Raw genomic sequence first — 20,439 nt, 5'->3', positions numbered from 1 at the left:
TTATAAAGTTAAAAGGGTTGCGATTAGTGCTGTTTTGGCAAAGGCGCCACTGTACCCATGCTAATGATGTATTTCAAGGCTTGATCCACACTCATATCCAGCGTGATCACGTCTGATTTCGGCAACATCAGGAAAAAACCCGAAGTCGGGTTAGGCGTAGTCGGCACATAGACGCTGACATATTCACCCTGCAGGTGATTGGCCACATCGCCGCCCGGTGTGCCGGTGAGGAAAGCGATGGTCCATACACCTTGCCGTGGATACTCGATCAACAGTGCCTGGCGGAATGCATTGCCGGAATCCGAAAACAAGGTGTCCGACACCTGCTTGACGCTGGAATAGATGGATTTCACCACCGGCACGCGTATCAGCAGACCTTCCCACAGTTCTATCAATTGCTGGCCGAAAATATTGGTCGCCACCAGGCCGGTCGCCAGCACGATGACTACGGTCAGGATCACGCCAAAGCCAGGGATATCTATGCCGAGCAAGGCCACCGGGCGCCAGGCGGTCGGCAGCAAGAACAGGCTCTGGTCCAGCGTCTGCACTAAAGTTTTAAGCACCCATACCGTAATGAATAACGGGACCAGCACCAGTAAACCTGTAATGAAATATTTTTTCATGGTGATTGCTTTTCGCTGTTAGTGGCAGGCACAGCCGGTAGCGCACTTGGCACCGCTGGAGGCTGTTTCTGTGCTGGCAGACTCGGCGGGCTTGCTGCTTGTTGCAGAACTGCCGTTTTTAAAATCAGTCGCGTACCAGCCACTGCCGCTGAGCTGAAAGTTAGGTGCGGAGACTTTTTTAGAAAAAGTCTGCTGTTTGCATTGCGGACATTCGTCCACGCTGGGAGCAGAAACTTTGCGCATCAGCTCTTGCTGATGACCGCATTCGCTACATTGGAAATCGTAGATAGGCATATGTAAACGCAACCCGAAAGACAACTTGCTGAAAAAGATTTACTAAGCGGCAAATTATACCTGATTCGCGCTGCAAAACATCAAAACAGCGGCGATGTAATTGAATTAAAAAGACTTTAAGGACACATGCATGCAACAAACAAATGTTAAAACCGTGGCACTTTCCACCCTGTTTGTATTTTTGGGATTCGTCAGCCGCGACCTGAATGCGCACCATCAACGTTTGTCATTGCATAGCACGCCACAAAAACCGCGTTCATTTGCGGTAGCAGTCACCGACCTGCTCTACGCAGAACCTACACTGACCATACGCAAACTGAAATAAGCCACGGCGAGCAAACCATACACACTGGCAAAATGGGTCAGACTTGTGCTTCGTATGTCGCCTGGTCCAGCAATGCTTCAACACCAGTGGCATTGGCTTCAAGCTTGAATATCCACGTCGCGTAGGGGTGGTCGTTCACTTTTTCCGGTGCCGCTAAGGCCGCGTCGTTCACTTCCAGCACTGTGCCGGTCAGCGGCGCATAAATATCAGAACCGGTTTTCACCGACTCTATCAAACCGCAAACCGCAAACTGCTCTACCGCCTGGCCGACCTTGGGCGGGTCAATAAACACCACATCCCCCAGCATATTCTGCGCATATTCGCTGATGCCGACCAGCCATACCCCATCTTCTGCTTGCGCCGCCCAAGTGTGTTCTTTAGAAAAGAGGTATTTCAAGCCTGTTGACATATGAATAGAAATCAAAAAATTAGGTGATAATAATTGTGCCATAGTCTATTGGCCACACCAAAGCTTATTCCGCATTCGCTTACAGCAACAGTTGTTGTAAGGTTTAACTTGTTACACTAAAAAATTGCGATAAGTGATTGACGCTGAATAATAACTGGGCAATAATAAAACTGGTTTCTGGAAGGTGGATTATGAGTTTTTTCAAGCATTGTCTTAAAGTTTTACTGGTGAGTTCCATCGCTTTTGCGCCAGCAGGCCAGGCGATCGCAAAATCCCCATCTAAAAAACAGACTGTCTCTGCCAGCAAACATAAAAAATCCAGTGCGCGCGTGTCGTCCGAATATCGCGTTAACCCGAGCAAAACCAAATCCATGCGCCCGACCAAGGTGCATGCCAGAAAACTTGCCAAACCTGCAGCCGATGCAGAGATGTTTGATTCTTTCACTGGCAAATCAAGCAACAGCAATCTGGCCATCGCTTCAACCAAAGCGCTGGTGATGAACCAGAATACGCACGAGATCATCTACTCCAAGAATTTAGACACCCCCACCCCTATCGCCTCTGTCACCAAACTGATGACGGCCATGGTGGTGCTGGACGCCAAACTCAACCTGAATGACGAAGTCTCCATCACCGAGATGGACGTGGACTACCTGAAAGGCACCTCCTCACGTCTGCCAGTGGGCACCACCATGACACGTGAAGACCTGCTCAACCTGGCATTGATCGCTTCCGAGAACCGCGCCGCTTCCGCTCTGGCCACCCATTACCCGGGCGGCAAACAACGCTTTATCCAGGACATGAACGCCAAGGCCGCCAGCCTGGGCATGATGAACACCCACTTTGAAGACTCCACCGGTCTCAACAGCAACAACGTTTCTACCGCGATGGACCTGGCAAGAATGGTACATGCGGCTTACCAGTACCCGATGATACGTCAGATCACCACCACCTCTGACTACGACCTCAACGTACACAGAAGGCAGCCGCTGCATTTCCACAACACCAATGCACTGGTCAGGGAAAGCACCCACAGCAGCTGGGAGATAGGCTTATCAAAAACCGGCTACATCAGCGAAGCCGGACGCTGTCTGGTGATGCAGGCGACGATCGCCGGCGAACCGCTGATCCTGGTGCTGCTGGATTCTGTCGGCAAACTGACCCGTATCGGCGATGCCAAACGTATCAAAAAATGGATGGAACACAACTACAGCACCCTGTCTTCGCAGAAGAATGGCGGCGGTGATATCGTACTGACCGGCTTGTCCATGAGCAAGACCCTGAGCGAAGACGCTAACTGATCAGCTAAAATCAAAAAAAGTCCGCGAATATCGCGGACTTTTTTTTGCCCTACCAACACAATGACCCAAAGCGTGCTGAGATCAGGCAAACTCACTCTGCCAACAACGCGTAGTGCTTTTAACGGGCCCCTATCTGACGCGCCGAGTAGCGCAGTCAGCGTGGGAGGGGTCGGCCAGCGTCTGTTCGAGTTCCGCGGTGGCTTGCGCAGTGTGCAAGCCGCTAGGGCGAGTTTCGTTGGACGCCCACGTTAAGTCCGGCAAAGCAACGGACGAAAGTCCTAGGTCGAGCAACGCAGGGAAAAAGCGGATGCTAGGGTGCCCTTTCTTTTGGTTACTTATTCTTTGGGCAAGCAAAGAAAAGTAACTCGCTGAGTGGCGAAAGAAAATGCCGAAACAGATTACTGAACTCATCAAAAGAATTACCGATTAGATATTCATAGAAAGTGCAACGACGGTTCTTTATAGTAACCAAGCTAAGCATGAACCTTGCCTGGATTCCGTCCTCCGACGGAATGACGGACTCAGGAAATGCAGATCATTCGCGCATTTGTCAGCATGCTTGCAAATGTACAACCGCTGCAGCGCTTTTTTACCCCCCCGCCTACGAATGACCCAAGCCAACATCCAATAGCAAAAAAGCGTACTTCCCAGTACGCTTTTTATCCTGCCCACTACACCAACCCTGATAAATCAACCCAGGTTAGGCGCCAACCATCTCTCCAGCCAGGCTTTTTCCACCTGCCTCCGCTTGGCCATGTCTTCCAGCTGGTCATCAGCGATCTTGTCTACACTGAAATATCTGGATTCAGGATGCGCCAGGTAGAAGCCACTCACCGCCGCTGCCGGCAACATGGCGTAGCTATCCGTCAGTTGCATGTCTATCTCTTCGGCCTGCAACACCCTGAACATATCGGCTTTCACCGTGTGATCCGGGCAGGCCGGGTAGCCTGGCGCCGGGCGTATGCCCTGGTATTTCTCCTTGATCAGGGCTTCACTATCTAGCTGCTCGCTGGCGACATAGCCCCACAAGTCTTTACGCACGCGCTCGTGCATATACTCGGCAAACGCTTCCGCCAGACGGTCAGCCAGTGATTTAAACATGATGGCGTTGTAGTCATCGTGGTTCTTTTCATAGTCAGCCAGGCGTTTTTCCATGCCCAGGCCAGCGGTGACGGCAAACAGGCCTATGTAATCGTCTACCCCTTTAGGCGCAATAAAATCGGCCAGGCACTGGTTAGGCCGTGCCACACCGTCTATCACCGGCTTTTGTGTCTGCTGGCGCATGCCGTACCAGGTCAGTGCCACCTGGCTGCGGGATTCATCGGTGTAGATCTCGATATCGTCACTGTTGACCTGATTGGCCGGGAACAAGGCGATCACGCCATTCGCGGATAACCAGCGCCCATCAATGATGCGTTTCAGCATGGTCTGTGCTTCGGCAAACACTTTGCTCGCGGCTTCGCCGACCACTTCATCTTTAAGGATAGCGGGATAAGGGCCTGCCAGATCCCAGGTCTGGAAGAACGGGCCCCAGTCTATATATTGGGCAATCAGCGCGAGGTCGATATTCTTGAACACCCGCCGGCCTATGAATTTGGGTTTTACCGGCTTGCCCGCTCCGGCAAAATCGACTTTGGCAGCATTGGCGCGCGCATCGGCCAGGCTCAGCATAGGCACGCCTTTTTTATTGGCGTGCTGGTGGCGCGCTTTGGCATAATCGGCCTGTATCTCGGCCAGGTAAGCACCGCGTGTCTCCGGCGTCAGCAGGTTCTGCATGACGCTGACCGAGCGCGAGGCATCAGGCACATAAATCACCGGGCCTTCGTAATGCGGCGCAATTTTCACGGCGGTATGCGCGCGTGATGTGGTCGCACCACCGATAAGCAAAGGTGTCTGGTTTTCAACAAAGTGCGGGTCGCGCTGCATCTCCCTGGCGATATAGGCCATTTCTTCCAGCGACGGCGTGATCAGGCCGCTCAGGCCTATGATATCGGCATTCTCAGCCTTGGCCATGGCCAGGATCTCAGCGGCGGGCACCATCACTCCCATGTTCACGACTTCGAAGTTGTTGCATTGCAACACCACCGAGACGATGTTCTTGCCGATATCGTGCACATCGCCTTTTACCGTCGCGATCACGACCTTGCCCTTGGGCTTGGCCACCACACCGGTGCGTTTTTCTTCGAGGGCTTTTTCTTCTTCAATAAACGGGATCAGGTGCGCAACCGCGGATTTCATCACGCGCGCCGATTTCACCACTTGCGGCAAAAACATCTTGCCCTGGCCGAACAGGTCACCGACCACATTCATGCCATCCATCAGCGGCCCTTCGATCACATGGATAGGGCGGCCGCCGTTGTTCATCACTTCCAGGCGCACTTCTTCGGTATCGGCCACGATAAAGTCGGTAATGCCATGCACCAGCGCATATTCCAGGCGCTTGCTGGCAGGCACCGGGCTTTCGGGTGTGCCGCGCCAGGCCAGTGTGGCTTCAACTTTTTTGCCACCGGCAACCAGGGTACCGGCGATCTCTATCATGCGCTCAGTCGCCGCCAGCGGGTTGTCAGGGTCTACCACGCGGTTCAGCACCACGTCTTCTACGCGCTCGCGCAATTCAGCGGGGATATCGTCATAGACACCGACCATACCGGCGTTGACTATACCCATGGTCATGCCGGCCTGGATGGCGTGATAGAGGAATACGGTATGTATCGCTTCGCGCGCGGGCTCGTTGCCGCGGAAACTGAAACTGACGTTGGAGACACCGCCGGAAATGCGCGCATAGGGCAGGTTCTGCTTAATCCAGCGCGTGGCTTCGATAAAGTCCACCGCGTAGTTGTTGTGCTCTTCGATACCGGTGGCTACGGCAAAAATGTTGGGGTCAAAGATAATGTCTTCCGGCGGGAAACCCTGGCCTACCAGCAGATCATAAGCGCGTTTGCAGATCTCGGTTTTGCGCGCATAGGTATCGGCCTGGCCGGTCTCATCAAACGCCATCACCACCACGGCGGCACCATAGCGCTGGCATAATTTTGCCTGGCGCAGGAATTCGGCTTCGCCTTCTTTCATCGAGATAGAGTTAACGATGGCTTTGCCCTGCACGCATTTGAGGCCGGCCTCTATCACTGCCCATTTGGACGAATCTATCATGATAGGCACGCGCGCGATATCCGGCTCTGAAGCGACCAGATTGAGGAAATGCGTCATCGCCTTGACCGCATCCAGCATGCCTTCATCCATATTGATATCGATGACCTGCGCGCCGTTTTCTACCTGCTGGCGGGAGACACTGAGCGCTTCCTCGTATTGCTCATTGATGATCATGCGCGCAAACGCTTTAGAACCGGTGACGTTGGTACGCTCGCCTACATTCACATACAGCGAGTTTTCATCAATGATAAAAGGCTCCAGCCCTGACAGCTTGGTAGCCACTGGTAGCTCAGGCACTTCGCGTGGCGGCAGGTCTTTGATCGCGTTATAAATGGCGTTGATATGGGGTGGCGTGGTACCGCAGCAGCCACCGGCAATATTGATAAAGCCACTTTGCGCAAACTCTCTGACCAGGCTGGAGGTCACATCCGGCGTTTCGTCAAAGCCGGTATCTGACATCGGGTTAGGCAAGCCGGCGTTAGGGTAGATGCAGACGAAGGTATCTGCCACCTTGCTCAGCTCTTCGGCATAGGGGCGCATCAGCGTCGCACCCAGTGCACAGTTGAGCCCTACCGTCAGTGGTTTCACGTGCCGCACAGAATGCCAGAACGCAGTCACGGTCTGGCCGGAAAGGATACGGCCGGAGGCATCGGTGACAGTGCCTGAGATCATGATAGGCCAGGTCTTGCCCTGCTCGTCAAAGAAAGTCTCTATCGCAAACAAGGCGGCTTTACAGTTGAGAGTATCAAAAATGGTTTCCACCATCAGGATATCGGCGCCGCCATCAACCAGGCCACGTATCTGTTCGTGGTATGAAGTCACCAGCTGGTCAAAGCTCACATTACGGGCGGCGGGGTCGTTTACATCGGGAGAGATAGACGCGGTTTTTGGTGTAGGGCCCAGGGCGCCAGCCACAAACCGGGGTTTATCCGGCGTGCTGTATTTGACGCAGGCAGCCTTGGCCAGCTTGGCCGACTCTACGTTCATCTCGTACACCAGGTGCGCCATATGGTAATCGTCCTGCGCGACACTGGTGGCACCGAAAGTATTGGTTTCGACGATGTCGGCACCCGCAGCCAGGTATTTCTCGTGTATCTCCTGTATCACCTGCGGCTGGGTCAGTGTCAGCAGCTCGTTATTGCCTTTGACAAACAACTCGCGCTCACCGGGCGGGCCCTGAAAATCCTTGAAACGCTCGCCACGGTAGTCAGCCTCGGTCAGCTTGTATTGCTGGATCATGGTCCCCATCGCGCCATCCAGGATCAGGATGCGTTTGGCCAGGGCTGCACGTAGCCATTGCTCGGTAGCGGAGACTGACAGTTGCGTCATGCGTATCAACTTGAAAATAAAAGCGCTATTTTAACACAGCGGGTTTCAAGCTCTGCTGCTAGAAATTGAAGCGGAAAGTCGTCATCAGCACATGGTTTTCGCGGTCTACCGTGCGCGTGTTGATGTACTGGTTGAGATAGCCGACATCGACATTGGAAAAGTCGCTGAATTTCCAGTTGACGCCCAGGAACAGGCGATTCTGGTCTATGCCACGGCGCACACCCCACTCGGTCTGGTTAAAGTTGATGAACAACTCGTCGTACACCAGCCATTGCAATTGCGGGTGCAGCGTACTCGGGGTGGTTGCCCTGACCATTTGCCGCATACGGTGCCCCACATCCTGAAAATCTTCACGCCGCCGCTGTTCAAAGCGCGTGCGGCTGGTCAGGGTGATAGAAGCCACTTCGTCAAACTGGTATTGAAACTGTTCCCATAAGCGGTTCTCGCGAAAGCTGGATTGCCCGGCGGGGTGAGTGATCACTGTGTCATAACCCAGCCAGGCGCTGGCTTTGGGGTTGAATTTGTAAAACACCGCCGGGCGCAGGATCAGCTGGTCAAAGTCCCGCCCTTCCTCGCGCCAGCGCGGGTGCGTATCCATACTCCAGAAAAAATTGTCTGCCGGTAGCTTGCCCTGGGTATACACACTGAGCCAGTAGCGGCCGTCTTCATCGGTCTCGGCAAATGCAGACGCGCAAGCCAGCAATAGCAGCAGCAAAAAAACACGGTTGAAAAAAATATGGTCGAATCGGGAAAATGACATTAACATCGCGGACATTCTATTGGTGTAAATCAGTGTGACATGAAAATCGGCTGCCGTTGAGCGACCGACTATGTAAGGGGATTGCATGATATCAGGTTTGGTTCAACTCTTTTTGTGGCAGGGCCTGGGCGAACTGCTCAGCAAATTCTTCCTGCCCGGTATTCCGGGGCCGGTGCTGGGCTTGCTGTTATTACTGGCATTTTTATGTTTAAAAGGCCAGGTAGATACTGACCTTGCCACCGTGGCAGACGCTTTCCGCCAGCATCTGGGATTACTGTTCGTGCCTGCTTCGGTCGGCGTATTGATGTTTCTGCCCGAGTTACAGACGCATGCCCTGGCCGTTGGCACCGCCTTGCTGGTCAGCGTTATCCTGACCATTGCGGTGACGGCCATCGTACTGAAAATGTTCTGGTATTTTTCACTCAAGCGCAACAAGGGCATAGGCAGGGAGCAGCGCCATGAATAACCGCATCCCTATTTCTGAGATCTGGGTCTACCTGTCGGGCGACCCGCTGTTTGCGCTGATCATCACGCTGGCGACCTACCAGCTGGGCTATCTGCTGTATGTGCGCGCCAAACGGCATCCGCTGGTCAACCCGGTGGCGATCGCGGTGATACTGACCTGTTTGATCATTGAAGCGCTAAATATGCCGTATGAGAAATATTTTGAAGGTGCGCAGTTCGTGCACTTTCTGCTCGGCACAGCCACGGTGGCTTTGGCAGTGCCTATCTACCACGGCTTCAAGCGCATGCAGGGTAAGATCTTCCATATCTGGGTGGCGCTGACTGCGGGTAGCACGGTTTCGATAGTCAGCGCGGTCGCCATCAGCAAACTGATGGGTGCTTCTGACAATATCGTCGGCAGCATGTATGCCAAATCGGTGACCGCCCCTATCGCCATGGGCATCGCCGAACGGCTGAGCGTATCGCCCACTCTGACTGCGGTGTTCACGGTGATCACCGGCATGCTGGGCGCTATCCTGGCGCCTTATATCCTCAACGCCAGCAAAGTCCAGCAATGGTGGATACGCGGTACCGCTATCGGTGTGGGTGCACACGGCCTGGGGATCACACGCGCGTTCAGCGTGAATGAAGAAGCCGGCATCTATGCCAGCATGGCCATGGGCTTGAACGGGGTGATCAGTGCGATCGGGTTGCCTATCGTATTGACTTACTTAAGGCCGTATCTGGGCTTTTAACGCTGGCAGGGGGCTGGGCCCAGTCAAAAACAGCATACACCAGCTGGCTTTAGGCCGGCCTGAGATGCCGGCCCGCGGGCTAAGCCGAACTAAGGCTCGGCTCCGTCAAACTCCGGATCATAACCTTCGCTAGCCGCCGCTTTACGCTGATGCTCTTTCCACTGTTTGCGCAGCGCTTCTTTTTTCTCCGGCGTCAGGCTCTGAAACTGCTGGTAACGTTTACGCGCATTTTCACGCTCGTAAGGCGTCATGCGGCTCCACTTGACCAGCTGCTTTTGCACACGCTGCTGTTTCTGCGCGTCCATTTTCGGGTATTGGTGGGCGATATCCAGCATCTTTTCACGCTGCCACGGGCGCAGGGTATCCCACTCTGATTTTAACGGCGCCAGCACCACACGCTGCTGTTCGGTCAGTTGCGCCCAGGTCACATTGGCAGCAGGGTCATCCGGTGACAGGTCATTCTTGATCGCACCAATATCCGCCATTGCCAACATTGCAGTGCCAGCATGTTCATCAGCCGCACCCGCTGGCGCGGCATGCAAACTGCCCATTACACTCAAAGACAATACCACCCAGCCTAATACCAACGAATGATTTCGCATCACTTCTCATTGTTCCATTGATTTAATACACACCATTGATTTAATACACATATAGTGAAAGTCAGATATGCTCTGAATAATGCCACGGCTCAAAGCCGTTATCGACAAACGCCTCTACCGGCAAGTCTGCGCTCAACAGCATGGCATCATCATTGTGCTGCGCAGATATCATCAACACACCCAACGCCAGGCACACAGACAATGCGGCTGCGCCCATCATGCGTGGATGGCCGAATGACGCCCACGACAAAATGTCACCTACTACGGGTGACGTTCGTTTAGTTTCGGCGAAGCGCCTTAAGGCAGCCTGCCTGGCTGCAGTTAGACGGGTTTCAACCTCTGCGGATAATGGCTGGACATCATTTTTCAGTAACTCCACACATTCGCGCAAAGGCAGAGGCAAGTCGTCTTCCGGATGACGTTGTTTACTCATGGCTTTACTCCTCTTTTTTGCAACTTCTGGACGCCGAGACCAGCCTGGCCTAATGACAATGACAAAGCACCGACCGCGCGTGAGCAATGTGTTTTGACACTCCCCTCCGAACAACCCATCGCGGCCGCAGTTTCAGCTACGTCCAATTCTTCCCAATAACGCAATACGAATGCTTCTCGTTGACGTGCTGGTAATTTTTCTAGCGCTTTTTCAATCAGTTTCATGGTTTGCGAGCGCTGCAACTGTTCAGCAGGGTCAGTTTCAGGCCCTTCTACATCTATGGTTTCCAGCAGGTCGAATTCTTCATCGTCTTGCGAACCAAACGAAGAAAATAAAGAGGTCCATAAATTACGGACCTTTTGCCTGCGCCAGAAATCGCGCGTGGTGTTTTGCAGAATACGCTGAAACAGCATAGGGTATTCCGCTATCGGTTTATTGGCGTATTTGTCTGCCAATTTCAGCATGGCGTCCTGCACGATATCCAGCGCGGCATGGTCATCGCGCACGGCATAGGCAGTTTGCCTGAATGCCCGCTTTTCAATCTGACATAAAAAATCTGATATTTCTTGCGCACTCGCCACTACGGTTCCTAATCCCCGAGATAATCAAAGTTTTCAACTCGACGATCCCTGTCACTCCGCTGCAGGTATGTTTGTTATTGGCAGTCAAAGAAACAGGTATCGTTTATCTCCCTGTTGAGCTGAGTATATCAGTTTTAATTTTATTACTGATAGAATAAGGCTTGATGGCTGCAAAACGATGGTTTACCTGATGACACCCAAACAAAAATGCACTCAACTTTATGCCATGCAGTCGCATCGCTTAGCGCTGGCTAATGCTGACCGGGAGCCTGTGTGATGGCCACTGCCCTGACTGCCGCCCTGCCTGAAAAAACACCAGACGTGCAACATCTGCGGCTATACAGCCTGTATAGACTGTGCGCCTCTGGCATGTTGCTGGGCAGCCAGTTATGGCCGTTCTTCAGGCACACGTTTGCAGAGCCTGCTTATGTATTCTGGGCACTGGTGGTGTTTTTCTTATATGCACTGACAGTCAGCCTCAGTTTCAGGCATCTGCAAGCCAAAAGTGGCATCGCGCTCAAGCTGCAAACCAGCGTGGATATCGCGGTGATCGTGGTCATGATGCATTTCCTGCAAAGCAGCCAAAGCGGTATCGGCTTGCTGCTGATCATTAATATCATCTTTGCCGGCCTGATCAGCGATGGCCGTTTTGCCATGTTTTACGCAGCGATCGCCACTATAGGTATCTTGCTGGAAAACACCCACCAGGTGATCAAACACAACCAGCTTGGTGATAACTACAATGATTACAGCAGTGCGGTATTACTGTCTATCAGCTGCTTTGCCACCGCCTGGCTGGCGCAAACACTGACCACCCGCATGCAAAGCAGCGAGAAACTGGCCACCGAGCGCGGCCAGGATATAGAGCAGCTGGCCAGGACCAATGCGCTGATCACGCAGGAGATGCCCAACGGCGTGCTGGTGATAGACCAGCATCAGCGCTTGAAGCACTACAATTTCCAGGCCTGCAAATTACTGGGGCTGGAAGACAGCCAGTGCCTGGAAGCCGTGCGCTCACAGGCGGCGCTGAGTCTGCTGACGCCAGCCATCACCCAACTGTTGCAAACTGCGCCCACCAACAAGCTGGCACCGCAGGACGCCACCAAACTCACCATCAACAACCGTGACCTGGGCATACGCTTTCATGCCATTTCAGAGAACATAGATAATGGCGTGGTGATCTTCATTGAAGACTGGTCGCAGATCCAGACCCAGGCGCATCAGGTGAAACTGGCGGCGCTAGGCAGGCTGACCGCCAATATCGCGCATGAGATCCGCAACCCTTTGAGTGCTATTAGCCATGCCACGCAGTTATTACAGGAAGACTCCATAGAGCCGGGCACCGAGCGCATGCTGCAGATCATTTCTGATAACGTGCAGCGGCTGGACCAGATCATCAAGGACGTACTCGAGCTCAACCGCCGTGACCGCACCAACCAGGAACAATTCAATATCAAAACCTTTATCCAGGAGTTCTACCAGCAGTTTTGCGCGGTAGAAAAGATAGACCCGCACAACTTCACGCTCAGCATCCCGGAAAAACACGCCACTATCGTATTTGACCGCCGGCATATCAACCAGATACTGTGGAATCTATGTAAAAATGGCTGGCGGCACAGCAAGCAACAGTCACGCAGCCTGCAACTGAAAGTGACAGGCGACAAAAGCGGCCAGTTCATCCACATGACGATCAAGGATGATGGCAATGGCATAGACCCGAAAATCCAGCCGCACCTGTTTGAGCCGTTTATGACCACGGAAAAAACCGGCACCGGCCTGGGTCTGTTTATTGCGCGCGAGCTGGCCGAAGCCAATGGCGCAAAACTGGATTATTCGAGCACGGCCAGCGGCACACAATTTTCACTGACAATTAAGAAGGTAATCGTTTAATGGCAAATTCCTATCGATGTCTGGTGGTCGACGACGAGACCGATATCCGTGAACTGGTCGTCCTCACCCTGGAGCGCATGGGTATACAGGCCGAGAGCGCCAGCAATATCACTGACGCCAAACATATGCTGCACTCTTTCAGCTATGACCTGTGCCTGACCGACATGCGGCTGCCGGACGGACTGGGGCTGGAACTGGTGCAACATATCAATGCCCAGTTTCCTGGCTTGCCGGTCGCCGTCATCACCGCCTATGGCAGTGCAGAAAATGCAGTGTCGGCGTTAAAAGCCGGGGCATTTGATTACATCACCAAACCGATCTCGCTGAAACAACTGCGCCCGCTGGTCGAATCTGCCCTCAAACTTTCACTGCAGAAAGAATCGCAGGGTGCGAATACCGTAGACCTGATAGGTGCCTCTCCGGCCATGAGCTATGTGCGCACCATGATCGCCAAACTGGCACGCAGCCAGGCGCCGGTGTATATCAGCGGCGAATCAGGCAGCGGTAAAGAACTGGCCGCCAGGCTGATCCACCAGAACAGCTCGCGCAAAGACCAGGCTTTTATCGCCGTTAACTGCGGCGCCATCCCTGAGAACCTGATGGAAAGCGAATTCTTCGGTTATAAAAAAGGTGCGTTCACCGGCGCTATCCAGGATACGCAAGGCCTGTTTCAGGCTGCCAACGGCGGCACTTTATTTCTGGATGAAGTCGCCGACCTGCCGCTGGCCATGCAAGTGAAGTTATTACGCGCCATCCAGGAAAAGAAAGTAAGAGTGGTAGGCAGCACCGTGGAAGAAACGGTAGATGTGCGCATCATCTCGGCCACCCACAAAAACCTGAATGCCATGATGGAAAAAGGCGAGTTCAGGCAGGATTTATATTACCGCCTGAATGTGATCCAGCTCAAAATGCCTTCACTGCGCGAACGGCCTGAAGATATCCCGGAACTGACCGAGCGCTTGCTGGGCAAACTGTGCCTGAACCAGAGCATCAGCAAACCCGGCATTGCGCCTGAAGCCAAAGTCTATATCCAGCAACTACAGTTTCATGGCAATGTACGCGAACTGGAAAACATGCTGGAACGCGCGCTGGCATTGTGTGATGGCCAGACCATTGCGGTGGGTGATCTATCACTGGAAGACATGCCGGAAGCACCCATCAGCGACAGGCCGGCCATGCCATGGGACACCCCCGCCATAGAAGAACGCGTGGCTACACCGCATGCCGAGGTGGCGTTGCCGCTGGAATATACGACCAGCCCGTCAGCAGCAGCTGGCAGTACCATGTTACCTATGGATGTCAGCTTGTCTGACTATCTGGAAGATATTGAGAAACGCACCATATTGCAGGCGCTGGAGAAAACCAATAACAACAAAACCGCCGCTGCCAAACTGCTGGGCATCAGCTTCCGTACCTTGCGCTACCGCTTATCCAAACTGGGCCTGTCCAAAGAGCAGGATGTAGAGGATGCCGACGGCGAAGAGGAATAAGGTTTAAGGGAATCTTGTGTGAGGATAGTAAGCGCATGCACTTGCTATCCTCCGACGGCAAACACTGGCTTTAACTGAGTACGATAGCCAGATATAAAATATACAGCAGGCCATTGACCAGCAGGTGCCATACCAGCAAACCACCCCGGGCCACGCGGTAACGTAACCATATCGCCGCCAGCAGGGTGATCAGAATACCCAGCGCCACTTCTGTTCTTGGTGCCCAGTCTGTCAGCATGATACCTATCGCCGGTAATAATGTGCCCTGAAACACCATGGCGCCGGTGATATTGCCAAACGCCAGCGTGTCCTTGCCTTTGCGTATCCATAAGATACTGTTCACTTTTTCTGGCAGTTCGGTCGCGATAGGGATGATCAGCAACGACAACAACAGCGCAGACACACCCAGTATGGCTGCCGCTGTTTCAACCTCATTGATAAAGCCTTTGGCGCCAAAGATCAGCAAACCAAGGCCAATCACCAGCTGCAAGGTGATGGTGATCAGATTGGTCGGCAGACCGATTTTGGCCAGCATCATCGCATCTTCAGCCTCGGTAGCATGCCCTTCCTCTACCAGCCCGCGCGAGGCCTTGATGGTCATCAGCACATAGATGAAATAGATCAGCACCATGAGTATGCTGATGCCATAACGCACCAGTGCTTCGGTGTGCGGCACAAACATGGCGATGGTGGCGAAGATAAAGGCCAGGATAAAGAAATTCAGGTCACGCACCAGCCCGCTACGCTCAGGGCGGATATGCCCGCTGCTGCCACGGCGTTTCCACACCGATAAGGCCATCAGACTCAGGGAAAGTGTGGCCAGCATCAACGGCGCACCCAGGATAGCGCCCACACCGATATCGTGACCGGCATGGCTATCGCCGCTGCTGGAGGTATAGGAAAAAATAGCCAGCAATGGCACCAATGTCTCAGGCAGGGCCGTGCCCACGGCGGCAAAAATAGAACCGGTCACGCCTTCTGAGATCCCCAGGCGCTCACCCAGGTGTTCCAGCGCATTGGTGAATATTTCCGCTGCGATCAGTATCACCACCAACATTAAGAATAACTGCAAGAAAACCATGACTTGTTCCTGTCTGGCGGCAATCAGTTTTCCATGCGGCTTCCGCCAAAACGGCATGGAATGACAAACTTGTGGTTGCGGGCGGAATCATAACGCAATTCGCACGAATTCACCTACAATGTTGGCATGTCGCCAGAGCTACTCCCCCCTGTTGAAATTGATGACCTGGGCATGGCCAGCCCCTGCCAGGTCATCTTGTCCCCTAATACCGATAGCCGCCCTGCGGATAGCGGCATAGACATGATAGTGGTGCATAACATCAGCCTGCCGCCCAACCAGTTCGGTGGTAATGGCATCATAGAGCTATTCACCAACACACTGGATGCCACCGAGCACCCTTACTATGCAACCATCGCCCATTTAAAAGTATCGTCGCACTTTTTGATCCGCCGTGACGGCCAATTGATACAATTCGCCAGCTGCCTGCAGCGCGCCTGGCACGCCGGCGTTTCCAGCTGGCAGGGCAGAGAGCGCTGTAATGACTTCTCAATAGGCATAGAGCTGGAAGGCAGCGACGACTGCGCATTCGCTAACGCGCAGTACCTCAGCCTGCAGGCGCTGATAGACGCATTAAAAAAACGCTACCCTATCAGGCATATCGTTGGCCATTCACAGATCGCACCAGGGCGCAAAACCGACCCCGGCCCATTTTTTGACTGGCAACGCATCACCTGACCTGCCTCTCGGCACGCGTTCAGACTTCGGGCTCTGTCGCCCTGGCTGGCGGCGCAGTATCCAGACTGACCGCGATCACGCCTGTCATCACCAGCACAGTGCCTGCGCCCTGCACCCACGACAATTGCTCGCCGAGAAAAACATAGGCCAGCACTACGGTAGAGACCGGCCCTATGGCGCTGATCAGCGATGCCTTGCGGCTACCCAGTTGATGGATACCCAGATTCATCAGCATGGTGGGCAGCACCGTGGCGATCACCGCCATCAAAAACGCCAACATATACACTGGTTGCGGCAAAGCGGTGAGCGTGACAAACGAAGCATCCACGCCAAAGTGGCAAGCACTCGCCAGCGTGGTCAGGCTCATCACTATGGCGGTGAACCTGCTGGCACCCAGCTTGGGAATCAACTGCCCGCTACCTAGCAGATAAGCGGCAAAAACGATCGCACTCAGCAATACCAGCCCCGCACCATACAAGGTATCGCCGGCGTTCAGTGCTGCAAACTCAACATCGTGCCACACCACCAGTATGACCCCGGCATAACTGGTGCCCATGGCCAGCCATTCGCGCCTGGTGATATGGTGCTTTAAAAACACGGCGCCCATCACTACCACCAGGGTAGGGTAAAGAAACAGGATCACCCTCTCCAAACCGGCCGAGACATAATGCAACCCTTCAAAATTCAGCCACATCGAACCATAACCACCTGCCGTCGCCAGGATCAGCAGAAAAAACCAGTCCCTGGCTGTCATGCTCAGCGGCGATTTCTGGCGCATGGCCCACCAGCCCAAACCAATAAAGAAAGGCAGCGCGAATGCCATACGCAAAGCGATCAGGCTGGCGGTGTCTATGTGGTATACATAGGCGAGCTTGGCCATAATGGCTTTCGAAGAAGCAAAAATAGACGACAACAGCACCAGCATGGCGCCGTAATAAGGGTGTGTAGCGTGTTTCATATCAGCCCTGAAATTCATGGGCTCAACGGGAAGGGAATGCAAGATCAACCGCGGAGAGCCCGCGGTTGCAAAAGTTTAAGCCAAGCAGCAACCGCGACAGGATGTGGCGACCAGCCACAATGCCTTTCGGGTCATTGTCACAACAGAAGGTTGAGAAAAGTGCTTGTGCATAAGGTTGCGGAATTTACGCGGAATCAGCGGCAGGGTCAAGCGGGTATTGTTGCATTCCGGCAAGGTTCATGCGTGGCTTGGTTCCATGGAGAACAAATGATGCACTTTCCGTGAAGTTCTAATCGTTATTTCTTTGGATGGTTTTGTGATCTGATTTAGCATTTTATTTCGCCTGTAGGCGAGTTACTTTTCTTGGCTTGCCAAAGCTGGCGGACTGCGCAGAGTGAGTGATGCACCTGCCTGGAAGTTGTAATCTAGGTATTTCTTTGGATAGTTCAGTGCTGCATTTGTGATCTGATTCGGCATTTTATTTCGCCTCTAGGCGAGTTACTTTTCTTTGCTTGCCCAAAGAAAACGTAACCAAAAGAAATGCACCCTAGCTTCCGCTTTTTCCCTGCGTTGCTCGTCAGCGTGGGCGTCCAACGAAACTCGCCCTAGCGGCTTGCACAAAACGCAAGCCACCGCGGAACTCGAACAGACGCTGGCCGACCCCTCCCACGCTGCCTGCGCTACTCGGCGCGTCAGATAGGGGCCCAAAGTCAACATCACCACGATGAGCCATTTGTGAAACGCCATGTGTAGCAGGCGCTTAGCAACTGTGTATTTGTTTTTTGTTTTTGATTTGTTCATTCGCTGGTCGAGCGGGATGCAATGCGAGAAAGACTTCCCGCTCTAACCGCGTAGTGTCTTTCCGGGTCCCCTATCTGACGCGCCGAGTAGCGGAGTCAAAATAAGGAGGAAGGGAGCGACTGTCTGAGCTCCGCAACAAGCCACGAAGTGTGTGGCTTGTCAGGGCGAGTTTCGCGACCGCTTATTTTGACGAGCAACGCAGGAAATAAGCGGAAGCTAGGGTGCCCTTTCCTTTGGTTACTTATCCTTTGGGCAAGCAAAGGAAAGTAACTCGCCTAGGGGCGAAAGAAAATGCCGAATCAGAGCACAGAACTATCGAAAGAATACCTATAGAACGTATTTCAACGAGTGCGAAGAGCCTCAAGCTATGCCCCTAAGCCGCTACCCAATCCCCACTCTTCCCACCATGCTTCTCCAGCAAGCGAATACCCTCCATCGTCATCCCGCGATCTATCGCCTTGCACATATCGTATATGGTCAACAAGCCGACCTGCACCGCTGTCAACGCTTCCATCTCCACCCCTGTCTGCCCCGTCGTTTCACATTGCACCCGGCAAACAACACTATGCTCTGCCTCATCCGCCACAAAATTCACCTCCACCCGGCTCAAGCTGAGCGGATGGCATAGCGGGATCAGCTCGCTGGTCTTTTTGCTGGACTGGATGGCGGCGATACGTGCTATCCCCAGCACATCCCCTTTTTTGGCATTGCCTTGCAAGATGGTCTGCAAGGTGGCGGGCTGCATGCGTATGCGGCCTTCAGCGATCGCTACGCGTTTGCTGTGAGGTTTGTCGGCTATATCGACCATATGCGCATGGCCCTGGGCGTTGAAGTGGGTTAATTCGGACATGGTGAAAAATGATGAACTCAAGCGATGAAGTCGTTATCATAACAAGTTTGGCTCAGCGGTTTATAGTGAGCCAGCAATAATGTCGTTTAAGGGTTGTTATTCAATCGCAGGCACATGCTTTCTATTCCATTCAAATTGATGCATCAGCATTCGCGCCTGGCGTACGGGCGCTGGGTGGTGGTATTCGCGTTGCTGATGCCATCCGCATTGCCCATGCCGGCACAAAGTGCCGTTGGCCAATTCTCGGGCAAACCTTACGAGCCTGACCTTGATCTGCATTTGCCAGCCGATTCTTCCAATCAGTTGCCTGAGCTGGGTGATGCATCGCAAACCGTGTTGTCGGCGCGGGATGAAGAAAAGATCGCTAACCAGATCCTCAAGCAGGTGGCCAGCAGTGAGGATGTGTTTGATGATGCCGAAGTCACTGACTATTTGCAGGCATTGGGCAAACGCCTGGGGGCCAGTAGCCCGGACAAGCAGCAGAAATTTTATTTTTTTGTGCTGCAGGAAAGAAGCATCAACGCGTTTGCCATGCCGGGTGGCGTGATCGGTGTGCATACCGGCTTGTTTACTTCATCCAATAGTGAATCAGAGTTGGCCAGCGTGCTGGGGCATGAGATAGGCCATGTCACCCAGCATCATCTGGCGCGCATGCTGGCGTCACAAAAGTACGATATGTTCAAGAATATTGCGGCGACGGCGCTGGCCTTGCTGGTGATGCGTTCCAATCCGCAGGCCGGCATGGGGGCGATGACGGCTGCGTCTGCTGCGGGTATCCAGCGCCAGATCGACTATACGCGCGAGCATGAGCGTGAAGCCGACCGGGTCGGGCTGACTATCCTGCAGGATGCCGGGTTTGATGTGCGCGCCATGCCGGCCTTTTTCAACACCTTGCAGCGCGCCACGCGTTTTTCTGATGGCAATATGCCCAGCTATTTGCGTACCCACCCTATGACCAGCGAGCGCATCGCCGATATGGGTAACCGCGTGCAGAACCTGCCGTATAAACAGGTGAGTGAGAATCCGGCTTTTTCACTGATGCGGGCAAAAATACGTGCGTTTGAGGGCAGCCCTACGCAAATGGTGGAGGAGTTTAAAAACAATCTGGAAGAGGGCCGTTTTCAGAATGAGCAATCCGAACACTATGGGCTGGCCTATGCCTATTTGCGCGCAAACCAGGCCAAAAATGCTGAGCAGCAAGTGCAATGGCTGGAGCAGCATGGCATGGTCAACCCCTACCTGGTGACATTAAAAGCGCTGACCCTGGCCAAACTGGGGCAAGTGGCCGAGGCCGAAAAGCAGTTTGTCCAAGGCTTGCAAAAATACCCGCAACACAGGATGCTGGCACAAGGTGAAGCTGAGCTCTTGATACGCAGTAACCAGTGGTCGCAGGCAGTGACCTTTATCCAGAAACAGTTGTCCATGTTTCCTGAAGACCCGAAACTGTATGACTGGCTGGCCGCTGCTTATCAGGGGCTGGGCAAGCAGACATTGCGGCACCAGGCACTGGGTGAGTCATATGTGCGCAAATATGATCTGCCACGCGCCATAGACCAATTCGACATTGCCAGCAAAGCCAAGGATGGTGATTTTTATCTGCAATCCAAGGTTGAAGCGCGGTTAAAGGCGCTCAGGCTGCAACAGGCGCTGGAAAAAGATGATGACAAAAATTAATAGGGTGAGTAGCG

The 20,439-nt window shown here is 53.5% G+C and carries 19 protein-coding genes; 8 read left to right on the top strand and 11 right to left on the bottom strand.

The features are described 5' to 3' along the window. Nucleotides 1–23: 23 nt before the first annotated feature. Nucleotides 24–623, bottom strand: a complete 600-nt coding sequence (locus ACFQ1Z_RS09700; protein ID WP_379057262.1) for a DUF502 domain-containing protein — start codon at nucleotides 621–623, stop codon at nucleotides 24–26. A gap of 18 nt (nucleotides 624–641) precedes the next feature. After that, nucleotides 642–917, bottom strand: a complete 276-nt coding sequence (locus ACFQ1Z_RS09695; RefSeq protein WP_379057261.1) for an FmdB family zinc ribbon protein — start codon at nucleotides 915–917, stop codon at nucleotides 642–644. Nucleotides 918–1,047: 130 nt separating this feature from the next. On the opposite strand from ACFQ1Z_RS09695, the gene ACFQ1Z_RS09690 reads away from it, so the two are divergent. Next, nucleotides 1,048–1,242 (top strand): hypothetical protein, encoded by a 195-nt coding sequence (locus tag ACFQ1Z_RS09690; RefSeq protein WP_379057260.1) that lies wholly within the window; start codon nucleotides 1,048–1,050, stop codon nucleotides 1,240–1,242. Nucleotides 1,243–1,279: 37 nt separating this feature from the next. Here ACFQ1Z_RS09690 and ACFQ1Z_RS09685 read toward each other — a convergent pair whose 3' ends face one another. Then, on the bottom strand, nucleotides 1,280–1,639 hold the full coding sequence (locus ACFQ1Z_RS09685) for a glycine cleavage system protein H (protein WP_379057258.1): 360 nt from the start codon (nucleotides 1,637–1,639) through the stop codon (nucleotides 1,280–1,282). Nucleotides 1,640–1,878: 239 nt separating this feature from the next. Here ACFQ1Z_RS09685 and pbpG point away from each other — a divergent pair, with 239 nt between their 5' ends. Next, nucleotides 1,879–2,952 (top strand): D-alanyl-D-alanine endopeptidase, encoded by a 1,074-nt coding sequence (gene pbpG, locus ACFQ1Z_RS09680; protein WP_379057995.1) that lies wholly within the window; start codon nucleotides 1,879–1,881, stop codon nucleotides 2,950–2,952. A gap of 690 nt (nucleotides 2,953–3,642) precedes the next feature. Here pbpG and metH read toward each other — a convergent pair. Both metH and ACFQ1Z_RS09670 read right to left on the bottom strand, forming a co-directional pair. Beyond that, nucleotides 3,643–7,431, bottom strand: a complete 3,789-nt coding sequence (metH, locus tag ACFQ1Z_RS09675; RefSeq protein ID WP_379057257.1) for a methionine synthase — start codon at nucleotides 7,429–7,431, stop codon at nucleotides 3,643–3,645. 58 nt (nucleotides 7,432–7,489) lie between these two features. Beyond that, a complete protein-coding gene (locus tag ACFQ1Z_RS09670) occupies nucleotides 7,490–8,191 on the bottom strand; it encodes a DUF2490 domain-containing protein (protein ID WP_379057255.1) in 702 nt (233 codons plus the stop codon). 85 nt (nucleotides 8,192–8,276) lie between these two features. On the opposite strand from ACFQ1Z_RS09670, the gene ACFQ1Z_RS09665 reads away from it, so the two are divergent. Next, entirely contained in the window at nucleotides 8,277–8,657 is a 381-nt protein-coding gene (locus ACFQ1Z_RS09665) for a CidA/LrgA family protein (RefSeq protein WP_379057254.1), read from the top strand. Further along, nucleotides 8,650–9,390 carry an LrgB family protein gene (locus ACFQ1Z_RS09660; protein ID WP_379057252.1) on the top strand — a complete coding sequence of 247 codons (741 nt, stop codon included), beginning with the start codon at nucleotides 8,650–8,652 and terminating at the stop codon, nucleotides 9,388–9,390. Before ACFQ1Z_RS09665 ends, ACFQ1Z_RS09660 begins: the two co-directional genes overlap by 8 nt. An 89-nt stretch (nucleotides 9,391–9,479) precedes the next feature. Here ACFQ1Z_RS09660 and ACFQ1Z_RS09655 read toward each other — a convergent pair whose 3' ends face one another. The 3 genes from ACFQ1Z_RS09655 to ACFQ1Z_RS09645 form a co-directional block, all read right to left on the bottom strand. Next, on the bottom strand, nucleotides 9,480–9,875 hold the full coding sequence (locus tag ACFQ1Z_RS09655) for a DUF3106 domain-containing protein (protein WP_379057994.1): 396 nt from the start codon (nucleotides 9,873–9,875) through the stop codon (nucleotides 9,480–9,482). Nucleotides 9,876–10,053: 178 nt separating this feature from the next. Then, nucleotides 10,054–10,425 carry a DUF3619 family protein gene (locus ACFQ1Z_RS09650; protein ID WP_379057251.1) on the bottom strand — a complete coding sequence of 124 codons (372 nt, stop codon included), beginning with the start codon at nucleotides 10,423–10,425 and terminating at the stop codon, nucleotides 10,054–10,056. Continuing rightward, nucleotides 10,422–11,006, bottom strand: a complete 585-nt coding sequence (locus tag ACFQ1Z_RS09645; RefSeq protein ID WP_379057250.1) for an RNA polymerase sigma factor — start codon at nucleotides 11,004–11,006, stop codon at nucleotides 10,422–10,424. The genes ACFQ1Z_RS09650 and ACFQ1Z_RS09645 overlap by 4 nt, the downstream gene beginning before the upstream one ends. Before the next feature lie 276 nt (nucleotides 11,007–11,282). Here ACFQ1Z_RS09645 and ACFQ1Z_RS09640 point away from each other — a divergent pair, with 276 nt between their 5' ends. Beyond that, on the top strand, nucleotides 11,283–12,896 hold the full coding sequence (locus ACFQ1Z_RS09640; RefSeq protein WP_379057249.1) for a two-component system sensor histidine kinase NtrB: 1,614 nt from the start codon (nucleotides 11,283–11,285) through the stop codon (nucleotides 12,894–12,896). After that, nucleotides 12,896–14,386, top strand: coding sequence for a sigma-54-dependent transcriptional regulator (locus tag ACFQ1Z_RS09635; protein WP_379057248.1), 1,491 nt, complete (start codon nucleotides 12,896–12,898; stop codon nucleotides 14,384–14,386). The genes ACFQ1Z_RS09640 and ACFQ1Z_RS09635 overlap by 1 nt, the downstream gene beginning before the upstream one ends. A 70-nt stretch (nucleotides 14,387–14,456) precedes the next feature. On the opposite strand, the gene ACFQ1Z_RS09630 is transcribed toward ACFQ1Z_RS09635, so the two are convergent. Next, a complete protein-coding gene (locus tag ACFQ1Z_RS09630; protein WP_379057247.1) occupies nucleotides 14,457–15,467 on the bottom strand; it encodes a sodium:calcium antiporter in 1,011 nt (336 codons plus the stop codon). 126 nt (nucleotides 15,468–15,593) lie between these two features. Here ACFQ1Z_RS09630 and ampD point away from each other — a divergent pair, with 126 nt between their 5' ends. Next, on the top strand, nucleotides 15,594–16,142 hold the full coding sequence (gene ampD / locus ACFQ1Z_RS09625; protein ID WP_379057246.1) for a 1,6-anhydro-N-acetylmuramyl-L-alanine amidase AmpD: 549 nt from the start codon (nucleotides 15,594–15,596) through the stop codon (nucleotides 16,140–16,142). Nucleotides 16,143–16,161: 19 nt separating this feature from the next. On the opposite strand, the gene ACFQ1Z_RS09620 is transcribed toward ampD, so the two are convergent. Both ACFQ1Z_RS09620 and moaC read right to left on the bottom strand, forming a co-directional pair. Next, nucleotides 16,162–17,100, bottom strand: coding sequence for a DMT family transporter (locus ACFQ1Z_RS09620; protein WP_379057245.1), 939 nt, complete (start codon nucleotides 17,098–17,100; stop codon nucleotides 16,162–16,164). A gap of 1,174 nt (nucleotides 17,101–18,274) precedes the next feature. Continuing rightward, entirely contained in the window at nucleotides 18,275–18,751 is a 477-nt protein-coding gene (moaC, locus tag ACFQ1Z_RS09615; RefSeq protein ID WP_379057244.1) for a cyclic pyranopterin monophosphate synthase MoaC, read from the bottom strand. Nucleotides 18,752–18,865: 114 nt separating this feature from the next. Here moaC and ACFQ1Z_RS09610 point away from each other — a divergent pair, with 114 nt between their 5' ends. Then, nucleotides 18,866–20,425 carry a beta-barrel assembly-enhancing protease gene (locus ACFQ1Z_RS09610; RefSeq protein WP_379057243.1) on the top strand — a complete coding sequence of 520 codons (1,560 nt, stop codon included), beginning with the start codon at nucleotides 18,866–18,868 and terminating at the stop codon, nucleotides 20,423–20,425. Nucleotides 20,426–20,439: the final 14 nt, after the last annotated feature.

It is taken from the genome of Methylophilus luteus, from assembly GCF_042676265.1.
GTDB classification, from domain to species: Bacteria; Pseudomonadota; Gammaproteobacteria; order Burkholderiales; family Methylophilaceae; genus Methylophilus; species Methylophilus luteus.
This window is presented reverse-complemented; position numbering and strand designations above follow the sequence as displayed.

What these genes read in the sequence shown, in the direction of transcription:
- ACFQ1Z_RS09700 (WP_379057262.1), bottom strand. Translation starts at nt 623, where the DNA reads ATGAAAAAATATTTCATTACAGGTTTACTGGTGCTGGTCCCGTTATTC.
- ACFQ1Z_RS09695 (WP_379057261.1), bottom strand. Translation starts at nt 917, where the DNA reads ATGCCTATCTACGATTTCCAATGTAGCGAATGCGGTCATCAGCAAGAG.
- ACFQ1Z_RS09690 (WP_379057260.1), top strand. Translation starts at nt 1,048, where the DNA reads ATGCAACAAACAAATGTTAAAACCGTGGCACTTTCCACCCTGTTTGTA.
- metH (WP_379057257.1), bottom strand. Translation starts at nt 7,431, where the DNA reads ATGACGCAACTGTCAGTCTCCGCTACCGAGCAATGGCTACGTGCAGCC.
- ACFQ1Z_RS09670 (WP_379057255.1), bottom strand. Translation starts at nt 8,191, where the DNA reads ATGTCATTTTCCCGATTCGACCATATTTTTTTCAACCGTGTTTTTTTG.
- ACFQ1Z_RS09665 (WP_379057254.1), top strand. Translation starts at nt 8,277, where the DNA reads ATGATATCAGGTTTGGTTCAACTCTTTTTGTGGCAGGGCCTGGGCGAA.
- ACFQ1Z_RS09660 (WP_379057252.1), top strand. Translation starts at nt 8,650, where the DNA reads ATGAATAACCGCATCCCTATTTCTGAGATCTGGGTCTACCTGTCGGGC.
- ACFQ1Z_RS09655 (WP_379057994.1), bottom strand. Translation starts at nt 9,875, where the DNA reads ATGGCGGATATTGGTGCGATCAAGAATGACCTGTCACCGGATGACCCT.
- ACFQ1Z_RS09650 (WP_379057251.1), bottom strand. Translation starts at nt 10,425, where the DNA reads ATGAGTAAACAACGTCATCCGGAAGACGACTTGCCTCTGCCTTTGCGC.
- ACFQ1Z_RS09640 (WP_379057249.1), top strand. Translation starts at nt 11,283, where the DNA reads ATGGCCACTGCCCTGACTGCCGCCCTGCCTGAAAAAACACCAGACGTG.
- ACFQ1Z_RS09635 (WP_379057248.1), top strand. Translation starts at nt 12,896, where the DNA reads ATGGCAAATTCCTATCGATGTCTGGTGGTCGACGACGAGACCGATATC.
- ACFQ1Z_RS09630 (WP_379057247.1), bottom strand. Translation starts at nt 15,467, where the DNA reads ATGGTTTTCTTGCAGTTATTCTTAATGTTGGTGGTGATACTGATCGCA.
- ampD (WP_379057246.1), top strand. Translation starts at nt 15,594, where the DNA reads ATGTCGCCAGAGCTACTCCCCCCTGTTGAAATTGATGACCTGGGCATG.
- ACFQ1Z_RS09620 (WP_379057245.1), bottom strand. Translation starts at nt 17,100, where the DNA reads ATGAAACACGCTACACACCCTTATTACGGCGCCATGCTGGTGCTGTTG.
- moaC (WP_379057244.1), bottom strand. Translation starts at nt 18,751, where the DNA reads ATGTCCGAATTAACCCACTTCAACGCCCAGGGCCATGCGCATATGGTC.
- ACFQ1Z_RS09610 (WP_379057243.1), top strand. Translation starts at nt 18,866, where the DNA reads ATGCTTTCTATTCCATTCAAATTGATGCATCAGCATTCGCGCCTGGCG.